Origin of the sequence: Bacillus cereus group sp. MYBK227-1, from assembly GCF_051916325.1 — a bacterium.
Taxonomy (GTDB): Bacteria; Bacillota; Bacilli; order Bacillales; family Bacillaceae_G; genus Bacillus_A; species Bacillus_A cereus.
This window is the reverse complement of the sequence record NZ_JBQAGK010000003.1, coordinates 212,346-225,465: the sequence shown is the minus strand read 5'-3', so window position 1 is coordinate 225,465 and position 13,120 is coordinate 212,346. Positions and strand designations below refer to the sequence as shown.

Genomic DNA, 13,120 nt, shown 5'->3' with positions numbered 1-13,120 from the left:
AAAATTTAACTGCAGTGGAGGGATACATAATGGCAGATCGTCGCAATTTATTTTTCTTTTATGGTGATGACAAAGCAACGCTCGTTGAAAAAATGAAACCAATCTATCGTATTTTAGAAGAGAATGGATTTACCATATTAGATCATCCAAAAAATGCAAACGCTATCGTCAGTGTTGGAGATGATGCAACCTTCTTACAAGCCGTTCGTAAAACTGGTTTTAGAGAAGATTGCTTATACGCAGGGATTTCTACGAAAGATGAAATTTCTTTCTACTGCGATTTCCATATTGATCACGTTGATACAGCCCTTCAAGAAATTACAAAAAATGAAATTGAAGTGCGAAAATATCCAACAATTCAGGTAGATGTAGATGGCAGTACATCTTTCCATTGTTTAAATGAGTTCTCATTACGTTCTAGCATTATTAAAACATTCGTTGTAGATGTTCATGTTGATGATTTATATTTCGAAACATTTAGAGGGGACGGTTTAGTGGTTTCTACCCCAACAGGAAGTACTGCTTACAATAAATCATTGCATGGTGCAGTTGTTGACCCGCTTATCCCATGTTTCCAAGTAAGCGAACTAGCATCTTTAAACAACAACACTTACCGTACGCTCGGTTCACCTTTCATTTTAAATCACGAACGTACATTAACTTTAAAACTAAGACCAGACGGTAACGATTATCCTGTTATCGGCATGGATAACGAAGCGCTTAGCATTAAACAAGTGGAAAAAGCTGTTGTACGCTTAAGCGATAAACAAATTAAAACAGTTAAATTAAAAAACAATTCTTTCTGGGAAAAAGTACAGAGAACGTTTTTATAGGATTAAAATAACCGCAGAATTATGGAATTCCATAATTCTGCGGTTATTTATTTCCCCCGATTGACGCGAACAATACTCTCTTACTATCCGGCCGTTATTCTTGTCAGTTTTTGTCGGTAATTCGATATATTCCGAAAACCGCTCATATATTTTTACGCATCTTTTCTATAGACAACTTGGCCATCTATTACGGTCATTTCTGCTTGTACTTCTTTTATTTCTTCTGCCTCAATTTCAAAAATATTGCGGTCTAATATTGTAAAGTCTGCTTCATATCCTTTTGTAATTTGCCCTCGCTTCGCTTCTTTTCCAATTGCATAGGCACTTCCTGTTGTAAATAAAGAAACAGCCTCATATACCGTTAACCTTTCCTCAGGCATATAGCATATACCGTCAATAAAACTTCTACGTGTAACAGCGCTATATATGCCTAGAAACGGATTTACTTGTTCAATGGGAGCATCTGAGCCACCGTTGCAGTGTAATCCTGCTTCCAGTAACGTCTTCCAAGCGTACGCATAACGAAGACGGTGCTCGCCTAGTTTTTCAATGACTGACGGAAAATCTGATGAAAGAAAGACTGGCTGTATATCGATAATGGCTTGCAAGTTTTTCATTCTTTCTATCAACTCTTCACGAGCAAGCTGACAATGAATGATGCGGTCACGTAACCCTTCTGCTGGTGGATATAATTCGAGTGCATCAATGACATATTCAAGCGATAAGTCACCGATAGTATGAATCGCAACTGGCATATGTAAATCTCGTGCTTTCTTTACTAATTCCGCAAGTTCTTCACGTGAGAAAATCGCAACCCCATTTGTTTCCTTCGCATCTTCATACGGTTCACTTAATAATGCTGTTCTTCCGCCAAAAGAACCGTCAGAGAAAATTTTCATTGCTCCAAATTCAATATAATGTTCATTTTCATATTCTTTTCGTTCATGTGCTACTTCATGGTGAACGAGCAAATGGGCTTTAAATGGCATTTCTTTTATAACGTGAGAAAACGCATTATATGTTTTTCTAAAACCACCATAATAATTTAAATCTTCCGTATGCCCGCCAACAAGTCCGTATTTCCAGCAATCTTTAATCGCTGTTTGCAGAGCTCTTTGTAAATAAGCTTCATCAATTTCTGGCTGAACATGTTTAATTAATTCTTGCCCTTGTTCATATAAAAGCCCTGTTAACTTATTTGATGAATCCCTACCAATTTTCCCGCCTTTTGGATCTTCTGTCGCTGCTGTTATATTCGCTTCTTGCAGTATGTATGCATTCACCCATGTAACGTGACGACAAACTCTCTTTAATAAAATGGGATGTTCTTTCGAAATTTCATCTAAATCACGCGCGTGAACATCTTTCGTATCTGTAAAGTTATTTTCATTCCATCCTTCTCCAATAATCCAAGAGCCCTTTGGAGCTTCTTCCACTCGCTTCTGAACAAGAGTAAGCACTTCGCCATAAGATGTGCAATTTGATAAATCTAAACGAAGCAATCTCTCCCCATGCCCAATAAGGTGCATGTGGCTATCAACGAGACCTGGAATCATCGTTTTGCCTTTTAAATCGTGCAATGTAACCGCGGCATATTGGTTTTCTAACTCTTCTTTACTTCCAACATCAACGATCGTACCGTTTTCAACGTAAACAGCGCCCACTTTTTCATTTTCTTCTCTCATTGTGTAAATGGTGCCGCCATACCAAATTTCTCCCATATATCCCATCTCCTTTATTTTTTATTGTATAAAAAAAAGCACCATTTCAAAACATGGTGCTTTTCTAAAAATTACTTTCGTTCAGTAGTAGACGTTGTAACTTGCCATTCAATATTAAATTTATCTTTTACTTGTCCGTATGCTGGGCTCCAGAATGTTTCTTGAAGTGGCATGATAACTTCTCCACCTTCTTGTAACTTATCGAATACTTCTTTTGCTTTTTCTGCATTACTAATTTGAATTGCGATTGTTACTTGAGATCCGATTGCATGCCCTTGACCTGGGAATGTATCAGAAATCATAAGATCCGTATTACCAACTTTTAAAGTAGCGTGTAAAACGCGCTCTTTCGCTTCAGCTGGAATCGGGTATTCTGGATTTTCAGGCATGTCACCAAAAGTTTGCATGACTTCTACTTTTGCATCTAAAGCCTCTTTATAAAACTGTACAGCTTCTTGCCCACTACCATCTAAAACTAAGTACGGATTAATACCTAAAATCATACGGACACCTCTTTTTTAAATTTATAAAATCGAACTTGTGTTCGTTTTTATTTTATCATTGATTTACATTTCATTCAACTATTTACTTCACTGTTTTCAAAATTATTTTGACGGAATCTCTATCTCTTGTTTTCTAAGTTCAATACGGCGAACTTTCCCAGAAATCGTTTTTGGTAGTTCATCTACAAATTCAATTTTGCGAGGGTATTTATATGGTGCAGTGAGTTCTTTGACGTGTTGTTGGAGTGTTGGAATTAGTGTTTCTTCGTTCTTTTCTATATTCTCTCTTAATACGATAAATGCCTTCACGACACTTCCACGAATTTCATCAGGACTTGCGACAACTGCACATTCTCTTACGTAAGGATGTTTTACAAGTGCATCCTCTACTTCAAACGGCCCGATTGTATAACCAGAGCTAATAATGATATCATCGCCGCGCCCTTCAAACCAGAAGTAGCCGTCTTCATCTTTCTTCGCTTTATCACCTGTAATATAATAATCACCGCGAAATTGCATCGCTGTACGCTCATCATCTTTGTAATATTGTTTAAAGAGGGCCGGCGTTTCAATGTGAACTGCAATATCACCAACTTCGCCTACTTTAACTGGAGTACCTTCCTCATTTACGATATCGACGTGGTTACCTGGCGTTGGTTTCCCCATTGATCCTGGTCTAATATCCATCCCTTTCATTACACCAACAAGTAATGTATTTTCCGTTTGTCCATAGCCGTCTCTCACTGTAATATGAAAGTGCTTTTTGAACGTTTCAATGACTTCTCTATTTAACGGCTCACCTGCCGATACAGCGCTATGTAATGCCTCTAAATTGTACTGGCTTAAATCTTCTACCTTTGCCATTAATCTATACTCAGTCGGTGTACAACAAAGTACATTCACCTTATTATCGTCTAATAAGTTTAGGTACGTTTTCGGTTCAAACTTACCGTGATATACAAACCCTGTTGCCCCTGATCCTAAAGTTGCTAAAAACGGGCTCCAAATCCACTTTTGCCAGCCTGGACTAGCTGTTGCCCATACAATATCATTCTCTTCAATTCCGAGCCAATTTGGAGCGCTCGTACGTAAATGAGCGTATGCCCACGCATGTGTATGAACGACACCTTTTGGATTTCCTGTCGTTCCTGACGTGTAAGATAAAAAGACCATATCTTCTTTATCTGTCTTCGCCATTTCTAACATGTCACTCTCTGTTTCTAACGCTGTTTTTAAATTAACCCATCCATCTACTGACTGCTCGCTCAGGACAAATTTTCGAAGAGATTCCATCGCTTCTATATCATCAAACTGCCTAATATACGGCTCATAGCTTACTATCGCTTTTACTTCTCCATGTCCAATTCGATATTCTATATCTTTTTTACGTAACATTTCCGAGCTTGGAATTACGACAAATCCTGCTTTAATAGCAGCAATATACGTCATGTACGCTTCAATTAAACGCGGCATCATAATGAGAAGCTTGTCCCCTTTTTGCAAACCACTTTTTATAAAAGCGTTTCCAATTTTATTCGCACCTTGCATTAATTCAGCGTATGTAACTTCCCTTCGATTCCCTTTATCATCTTGCCAAATTAAAGCTAACTTCCCTTTATCACCTGTATATTTCTCTATTTCAGAAACTAAATTATAAGACGGTGGCGCCAACAATTCTTCTCGCTTCATAAAATATCCTCCCTTTTCTTTATGCCTCCTTTATATAATAAAGAATTTTCAGTTAATTTTGAACCCTCTTCTTTTGACAAATTTTTCAGTTCTGTCGAATTAGTAAACGAAATTACATCGACTTACCGACAAATAGCGACACAACACAAAAAAAGAAAGAGCGGGAGAACCCGCTCTTTCTAAGCCATCATATGGGATTATTTTTGGTAACCGCCTAATTGTTGCTCAGCTAGTGAAACTAGACGTTTAGTGATTTCACCACCAACAGAACCGTTAGCGCGAGCTGTTGCATCAGCTCCAAGTTGAACACCAAACTCTTGAGCGATTTCGTATTTCATTTGGTCTAATGCTGATTCAGCACCAGGAACCGCTAATTTATTTGTGCTACGTGACATGTTATATCACCTCCTTGTGAGTATAGAGTGTGATAAATAACATGACTTCATACACGTTTTAGATATGGTAATTTATGGTTTTAGAAAAGTTCTTCAAATTTTTCTTCTTCCGCCACTACTTCTACCGTTTGTAATACCATTGTTTCTTTGTTCGCTACAGCTTCATCGATCAATGGTGTGAAATCGTATTTCGCTTCAAAACGATTTGCTTTTTCACGTTTCGGCTTCGTCGCTGGGCTTGCTGGTGTGAATACAGTACAGCAATCTTCATATGGACGAATTGAAATATCATACGTGCCGATTTCTTCAGCGATTTTAATAATCTCTAATTTATCCATCGTAATAAGCGGACGAATAACTGGGTAGTTTGTTACTTCGTTAATCGTATGCATACTATCTAACGTTTGGCTTGCTACTTGTCCAAGACTTTCACCAGTCGTAATTGCAAGTGCGTTACGCTCCTCAGCAATACGTTCTGTAATACGCATCATCATACGGCGCATAACCGTCATTGAATAGCTAGATGGGATTTCTTTATTAATCGTTTTTTGCACTTCTGTAAACGGAACAAGGTGAAGCGTTACTCGTTTACAATACTTCGTTAACTCTTGCGCTAAATCGATTACTTTTTGTTTTGCACGCTCACTTGTGAAAGGTGGACTATGGAAGTGAACTGCTTCCACAGATACGCCGCGTTTCATCGTTAAGTAAGCTGCTACTGGGCTATCAATACCACCAGAAAGAAGTACCATTACTTTTCCGCCAACGCCAACTGGTAAACCGCCAGCTCCCATACGCTCATCGCACATGATATAGCTATAGCCACTGCGGATCTCTACACGTACATTTACATCTGGATTATGAACATCTACTGTAATATCTTCTGTATTTTCTAGAATGTGTCCGCCAATCTCAGGTAATAATTCCATCGTTCTCATTGGGAAATGCTTATAAGAACGGTGTACAGTAATTTTAAATGTTTTCACATCACCTTTTACTTGTAAGAAAGCTGCTAATGCACCTTCTTTAATGTCTTCTAATTCTGATGGTACTTTCATCGCTAAGTTAAATTTATGAATACCGAATACATCCTTCAATCTTTCAGAGACTGCTTCATGATCTTCACCATTTAACTGGATGTACATACGATCATGTGTTGCATCGATTTTAATATTTGGGAATTTTTTCAGTTTGAACTTCACGTTATCTTTTAATGTGCTTACAAACTTAGAACGGTTCTTACCTTTTGTCGTCATTTCTCCGTAACGCACTAAAATATATTCATATTTCAACATAATTTCTTTACCTCATCACTTCATATAATTTTGGCATCGTCTCTTTTACAATACCTTCAAATTGTTTTACTTCTTCCATTGTGTTTTCTGGTGCCAAACTAATACGAATAGCGCTTGCAGCTGCTGCATGCGGTACTCCCATTGACACTAACACTCTGCTCACTTCATTTGCTTTTGAAGAACAAGCAGATTTCGTTGACACATATACACCGTGTTCTTCTAAAGCATGAACGACTACTTCTGGTTTTAAACCAACAAATGATACATTTAAAATGTGCGGTGCTGCATATGCAAGCGACGTGTTAATCGTTACATCTTCCATCTCTTTAAAGAAACGAACAAGCTCTGCTTGTAAACTTTGCAAATGAGCTACCTTTTCTTTCACTTGTTCCATTGTCATGCGAAGTGCTTTCACCATCGCTACAATGCCAGGTAAATTCTCTGTACCAGAGCGATACTTAAGCTCTTGTTGACCACCTGATAAAATCGGATCTAATCTTACGCCATCGCGTACATAAAGAAGACCCGTTCCTTTTACACTGTGGAATTTATGTCCAGATATTGAGCAAAGATCAATATGAGAAGCATATAAATCAAGCGGTACTTTCCCTATCCCTTGTACATGATCTACATGGAATCTTATTTTCGGATGATTCGATAATAACGTTCCAATTTCAGCAACGGGCTGAATTGCTCCAGTTTCGTTGTTCACATGAATAATTGACACAAGAATCGTATCTTCACGAAGTGCTCGTTTCACATCTTCTACCGACACAACACCATGCTCGTTAACCGGTAAATATGTTACATCAAACCCGAGTTCTTCTAATTGCTTATATGCCTCAAACACAGACGCGTGTTCAATATTTGTTGTAATGATATGTTTGCCGCGCGAACGATTCCTCATCGCTATCCCTTTAATCGCAAGGTTATTCCCTTCTGTTCCACCTGATGTGAAAATAATTTCAGAAGGTTTAACACGAAGAAGCTGCGCTGCAATCGTTCTTGATTGTGTTAATAGACGCTCTGCCTCTCCTCCAAGCGAATGAATAGAAGAAGGATTACCAAAATATTTCCCAGCAACCGTCACATACGATTGAAGAGCTTCTGGATATGGCTTCGTCGTCGCACTATTATCAAAATAGATCATCGTTCTTCCCCTTTCAGCGCTATCACATCGTATAATCATATCATAAATACGTGTCATTACGCTAAGACTACGCAAAGGTTCCGTTTTATCTCGATTGGTGAAGGCTAATAATTGTCGAGGATGCCCTCCTATTACAGTTTCACTTTATCCCGCATGAACGGGCAATAAGACTCTCACCTCAAAATCCAGTTAGAGCAAAGAAGTTAGGTAGGAGTCGGGCTGTCCGTAAATGCCCGATTGGTGAAGGCTAGTAATCAATGGGGATGAATCCTCCTACTGATTACAGTTTCACTTTATTTTGAAACGAATAACCTTGCTGTATTCCGCTATTCATTATAGCAACATCGTCTGCAAAATTACACAAAAAAACAAACCCTTTTATGAAAGGGTTTGTTCATTGTCTACATATTCAGCTATTTTTTGAACAACGCCAGGTTCAAGTTGCTCTAATACTGAAGCCGCTTGTTCTAAAGCTGCATCATATTGATATTCACGGAATAATTTCTCAGCATAATTTAAACTTTCTGCTAGGTTTTCATCATGACTACGGTAACGGTTACCGTACTGAATTAATTTTTCCACTAAATATGCTTGTCCAATTAACTCTTCTGTCATTTCAGCCACACCGTTCACAGTTGTGTATGCTTCTTCTAAACTGCTATTTACAGCGTTCATATTTAACGGCTTCACTTCTAATTGTTCATATACAGCTTGCATTGCCATTTGCCCTCTTTTTAAATCTTCCATAATACTCTCTGGAAGACCTGGCAAATTCGACTTTTGCATAAAGCGTTTCGTTTCGAAAATAGTATTTCGCATTTCTTGTAACTTCTCACGTGCTTCAAATTCTTCTTTGCGCATCGCTTGCAGCATTTCTTTATATTCTGCATGAAGTACTTTTAACGTTTCACATTGCTCATAAACCTCTTCTAGTTCCTCACGAATAATAGAGAAGGCAATATCTTGTTCTGCAACGCGTAATTGTAGCATTTCAAAACGTTTCGTTAAAATGTGCATTTGCTTTTCAATTACTTTTTGAGACTCAATGTCTTTATCTTGTAACTGATAGCTTTGTTTCACAAGTTGTGTTTCTGTTTTCGTTTCAATCGTTTCGATACGCATTTCTTCTAAGTCATCGTAAACAGAAAGTGTTTTTTGCTCCACATAATGTCTCGCATGTACTTCTTGTTCCAATTGGTCGTAGAAGCCATCTAAACGTGTTTTTAAATTTTCTACTTTTTCAGCCGCTTCTGTTATATGAAGCTCCTGTATATCCATTAAACATGTTTGTAGTTGTTTCGTCATATCGCGAACTTCTTTAGGGACTTCCAAATAATCTAATACATAACCTTGTCTTACCATATCATTATGTCCGTGTAATAAATCTTCCAGCTGAACTGGTAACGTCGCTTGACACTCTACCAATAAATCTGGAATTTGGTGAATAATGATTTCTAAATCTGCTAAACCTTCTTCCAAACTAATAACAATTTCTCTCGCTTTTAAATAGTCGCCATTGTTTGTTGCTTCTTCAAAGGTTTTAAATTTCTCAGATTCAGCGTCTAGCATCTCTTCGATTTTCTGCTCTGCTGCTCCATACATATGTCTATGAGCAAGAACACTCTTTTTCATACTACGATATGTATCACGTAACCCTTCAATTTCCGAGCTATTTTTCTCATGGCTTTCTAACAATTGCTGTAATTCATTTAAAATGTCCGTAATACGATTATCAGCGTCATCTAAACCACTTATGGATTCGTTCATCGCATGCTTTGCTTTTCGGAAGGAGAATTGCGAGGCGAATTTTCGCGCTTGCGCTAAATCTTTGTCAGCTTTCGGAAGGGTTGTTGATACAATTTCATCCCATTCTTCACGCCATTTACCAAACAGTTCTTCTGTTTGACCCGTCATGTTTAAATCTTTTACCCGTTTTAGTTCATCTGCCACAGGTTTATCTTTTATCTCTTGTTTCCACTGCTCCAGTGCTTCAATATCTTTATATGAACGATTTCTTATCACAAGCTCTATCATGAGCAGCACTAGAATAGAGCTTACTACAATGATAACGATCGTCAGGATAGAATCCATGCAAAAAAGCCTCCTAGTTATATCTCTTTTTTTGTCCGTTCCGTTTATGAAATGGAAGGCATTATGTATAAAAAGGGAATTCCCCTATATTTAACAACTAACAATGTACTAATCATACCATGTAATGGTTTGTTTTTGACCTAGTTTTTTTTAAAATTTCATGTTTCTTTCAATGTGATTGTAATCTTTCTCAATATTCCGCCTACCTCACTCCCTATCCTCAAATGATTGTAATAACAAACAATCTTTCGTATGGGATACGAAATAAATTTTCCGCATGAGTGGTGGTTCAACAGAAATTACATGTACATTTCCTTGCCTTACAGACTGCTCTACTGCCCTTTCTGGAAGTAACGTGATACCAAGGCCAGCTTTTACCATTGCAAGCATCGGTTCTGCGTAAGATGTTTCCACAGCTATAGTTGGTTTTACACCTATTTCATGAAACATGTTCATAATCATTTTCCTTACATCACATATTTCTGGATATACAATTAATTTTTCATTGTGCAGCTCTTCTATTTGAATGACTATCTTCTCTTTGTACGGATGATTATTTGAAACGGCACAAACAATTTTCTCTTGTTGCACTTCTTTTATATACGTAGCACCTTCTACTACTGAATCGATGAACATCGCGTCAATCTCCCGCGCTTTAAATAAATCTCTTAATACTTCCGTATGCCCGATTTGCCATTCCACTTCGAACTCACCACCTAATATATCTTTACATTCTGATATGTAATGCTCCGCTAAACTCGGTAGTATACCAATTGAAAACTTCCGGTTCTCTTGATACCCCCTCATTTCTGTTTTCACTTCATTTATTTGCTCCAAAATCGGTAACATTCTTTTTATAAATAACTCTCCTGCCTCCGTTAACTCTACTCCTTGCGCAGAACGCTTAAGTAACGTAACCTCTAAATCCGCTTCTAACTTTTGAATTTGTTTACTAAGCGCTGGTTGCGATATATGTAAAATCTTACTTGCCTTTGATAAACTTCGCGTATGCTTCACTTCAATAAACGATCGTACTGCCTCCAAATCCATCGTACACACCTCTAACAAAAAGTTATAACCGTTATAAGAAATCGATATTTCCTCCTATAAACAATTACTCTTTATACTTATTTCATCAACTTACTATAACGAAATGTAAAGGGGAAAGATACTCTTGAACAAAAAACAAATGCTACTCGGATCCTTTCTATGCTTACTCGCTGTCACTGCCTGGGGATTTATGTTTCCTGTAATGGCAAATGCTCTGCAATTTATCGATCCATTCTTCTTCACAACGATTCGCTATGGATCAGCAGCTATTATTTTTCTTATTTTGCTATTAATTACTGAAGGAAAGACTTCACTCCGCTTAGAAAAAAGAACACTTTCTCTATTCTTTTACGGGACAGTCGGTTTCGCGGGGTATGGTTTTCTCGTTTTCTACGGACAACAACTTGCCGGACCTTCCGGAGCAATCCATGCAGCTATGATTCAATCCCTTATGCCACTGATTGCCTTATCACTGCAATGGATAACGAAAAATCGCCGCCCACAAAACTATACATTCCTTTGTATGTTCGTTGCATTACTTGGTGTTATGCTTGTCATTTCAAAAGGAAATATTCACTTATTATTTGGAGCTGCAAGCCACTTATCAACAAACATATTGATGCTATGCGGCGTTACTTGCTGGGTCATTTATACAAACGGGGGTGCTCGTTTTCAATCTTGGTCACCACTTAGGTACACGACATTAACTTGTTTATTTGGCTCCATTTCACTCATCGTTATTGTTACTTTCTTAACGTACACAAATATAGTTACTATGCCGTCACTGCGTACAGTTGTGAGCGTTCGTTTTGAGCTCTTTTATATGTCGATTATCGCAGGCGTTATCGCTGTATTTTGCTGGAATATGGGAAATCGCTATATTTCATCTATTAACGGCATATTATTTATGAATTTAGTTCCTATCCTTGCACTGATCGGTTCTATCTTTCGAGGTTATACAGTCGATAAAATTGAAATCGCTGGAGCTGCATTAACAATTATAGCGCTATTATGTAACAATTTATGGCAAAGAAAAGTAAACATAAAAATCCCCACCTCAGTTCGTTAGGTGGGGATTCTTCACATATGAACAGCTCTTGGCCATTCATGGTACATATTCGCCTTACATAATGCTTGTTCCATCCATTGCTCAATCTCTTTCGTGTACATTTCTATGAAAAATGTCTCAGACGGGAAAGAATGCAGTACTTCTGATATATATTGTGGATATAAAAACGGCATATTTATCATACCTTTTAATTGCGTCATAAACATTGTAAATGATACTTTCTGAAATTCTTTTTTCATTTGTCCTTGTCTAATCATTTGTTCTATATAATATCTTTCTTTAGAAAAATAAACGGTCATCACTTCACGAATTAATGTCGTATCAAGCGAAAGCTCTCGGTAGAAGAAACGTGTTAGTTCTCTATTTTCAAATTGATATCGTAAAATCCCGCGCACCATTTGCACCATCACATCTTTAGCCGACAAATACTCTCTCTGTTCAAACGACATTTCAATCACATGAATATATCCTTCTAAAAAATCAGTAATAAGCTGTTCTAATAAACCTTGCTTCCCAGCAAAATAATATGAAATATTCGCTACATTCACATCCGCTCGCTTTGCAATGTCTCGCACCGATGTTCCATCATACCCTTTCGTATTAAACAACGATATTGCCGCATCAATTACTTTTTGTTTCGTCTGCTTCATGCGCTCACTTCCCCTCACTGAACAGCTATAGTTTAAATTTCTTGACTTTTAAGACAAATTCCTTTAATTTTCTATCGACAAAGTCATGTGAAATACATCGTATTTTGCTAATATTTTACACATCTCGATAAAAAAGGAGCTGTTTCCATGTTTACTAAAGAAAGTTATGCAGGATCTCGCGTGCAGCAATATGAGACAGTAATTAAACAACTGGATGCGTTATTAACTGGCGAATCAAACGTAGTCGCAAACTTATCAAATGCGTCCGCATTATTAAACCAATTTTTAGATCGCGTTAATTGGGTTGGCTTTTACGTAACAGAAGGAAATCAGCTTGTCCTTGGACCGTTCCAAGGAATGCCTGCTTGCGTACGCATTCCATTTGGACGAGGCGTTTGCGGCGTAGCAGCTGAAACGAAAACAACACAGCTTGTAGCAGACGTTCACCAATTCCCAGGTCACATCGCTTGCGATAGTGCTTCTAATTCAGAAATCGTTGTACCGATTGTGAAAGAAGGAGCTGTCATTGGTGTACTTGACATTGATAGTCCTGAAAAGAATCGTTTTGATGAAGTAGATCAGCGCTATTTAGAAAAGTTTGTGGAAACACTCCTAAAACATATGTAAAAAGAAAAGAGCGAGTTATCGATTTAGTACGCCCTGTACAAAACCGA

12 protein-coding genes are annotated in these 13,120 nt (G+C 37.7%); 3 read left to right on the top strand and 9 right to left on the bottom strand.

What is annotated here, in order from left to right; translation table 11 throughout:
* Positions 1-29 precede the first annotated feature (29 nt).
* A complete protein-coding gene (locus ACTFRM_RS14420) occupies positions 30-833 on the top strand; it encodes an NAD kinase (RefSeq protein ID WP_000785177.1) in 804 nt (267 codons plus the stop codon).
* A 152-nt stretch (positions 834-985) separates the two neighbouring features.
* On the opposite strand, the gene ACTFRM_RS14415 is transcribed toward ACTFRM_RS14420, so the two are convergent.
* The 8 genes from ACTFRM_RS14415 to ACTFRM_RS14380 form a co-directional block, all read right to left on the bottom strand.
* Positions 986-2,554 (bottom strand): amidohydrolase, encoded by a 1,569-nt coding sequence (locus tag ACTFRM_RS14415; RefSeq protein ID WP_440043427.1) that lies wholly within the window; start codon positions 2,552-2,554, stop codon positions 986-988.
* A 71-nt stretch (positions 2,555-2,625) separates the two neighbouring features.
* The gene (locus ACTFRM_RS14410) at positions 2,626-3,057 is read right to left on the bottom strand and encodes a VOC family protein (RefSeq protein ID WP_000600351.1); all 432 of its coding nucleotides are present in this window, start codon (positions 3,055-3,057) and stop codon (positions 2,626-2,628) included.
* 102 nt (positions 3,058-3,159) lie between these two features.
* The gene (gene mbcS / locus ACTFRM_RS14405) at positions 3,160-4,746 is read right to left on the bottom strand and encodes an acyl-CoA synthetase MbcS (RefSeq protein ID WP_440043426.1); all 1,587 of its coding nucleotides are present in this window, start codon (positions 4,744-4,746) and stop codon (positions 3,160-3,162) included.
* A gap of 197 nt (positions 4,747-4,943) precedes the next feature.
* Complete coding sequence (locus ACTFRM_RS14400) at positions 4,944-5,141, bottom strand: alpha/beta-type small acid-soluble spore protein (protein WP_000091640.1); 198 nt, start codon at positions 5,139-5,141, stop codon at positions 4,944-4,946.
* 80 nt (positions 5,142-5,221) lie between these two features.
* Positions 5,222-6,436 (bottom strand): tRNA uracil 4-sulfurtransferase ThiI, encoded by a 1,215-nt coding sequence (gene thiI, locus ACTFRM_RS14395; RefSeq protein WP_000922337.1) that lies wholly within the window; start codon positions 6,434-6,436, stop codon positions 5,222-5,224.
* A gap of 7 nt (positions 6,437-6,443) precedes the next feature.
* Entirely contained in the window at positions 6,444-7,586 is a 1,143-nt protein-coding gene (locus ACTFRM_RS14390; protein WP_000638992.1) for a cysteine desulfurase family protein, read from the bottom strand.
* 378 nt (positions 7,587-7,964) lie between these two features.
* The gene (ezrA, locus tag ACTFRM_RS14385) at positions 7,965-9,677 is read right to left on the bottom strand and encodes a septation ring formation regulator EzrA (protein ID WP_000377303.1); all 1,713 of its coding nucleotides are present in this window, start codon (positions 9,675-9,677) and stop codon (positions 7,965-7,967) included.
* 207 nt (positions 9,678-9,884) lie between these two features.
* Complete coding sequence (locus tag ACTFRM_RS14380; RefSeq protein WP_410979737.1) at positions 9,885-10,727, bottom strand: LysR family transcriptional regulator; 843 nt, start codon at positions 10,725-10,727, stop codon at positions 9,885-9,887.
* A 124-nt stretch (positions 10,728-10,851) separates the two neighbouring features.
* On the opposite strand from ACTFRM_RS14380, the gene ACTFRM_RS14375 reads away from it, so the two are divergent.
* A complete protein-coding gene (locus ACTFRM_RS14375) occupies positions 10,852-11,796 on the top strand; it encodes a DMT family transporter (RefSeq protein ID WP_001036052.1) in 945 nt (314 codons plus the stop codon).
* An 11-nt stretch (positions 11,797-11,807) separates the two neighbouring features.
* On the opposite strand, the gene refZ is transcribed toward ACTFRM_RS14375, so the two are convergent.
* The gene (gene refZ / locus ACTFRM_RS14370; RefSeq protein WP_000814918.1) at positions 11,808-12,446 is read right to left on the bottom strand and encodes a forespore capture DNA-binding protein RefZ; all 639 of its coding nucleotides are present in this window, start codon (positions 12,444-12,446) and stop codon (positions 11,808-11,810) included.
* A 147-nt stretch (positions 12,447-12,593) separates the two neighbouring features.
* Between refZ and ACTFRM_RS14365 the strand changes: the two genes are divergently transcribed.
* The gene (locus tag ACTFRM_RS14365; protein WP_000494340.1) at positions 12,594-13,073 is read left to right on the top strand and encodes a GAF domain-containing protein; all 480 of its coding nucleotides are present in this window, start codon (positions 12,594-12,596) and stop codon (positions 13,071-13,073) included.
* Positions 13,074-13,120: the final 47 nt, after the last annotated feature.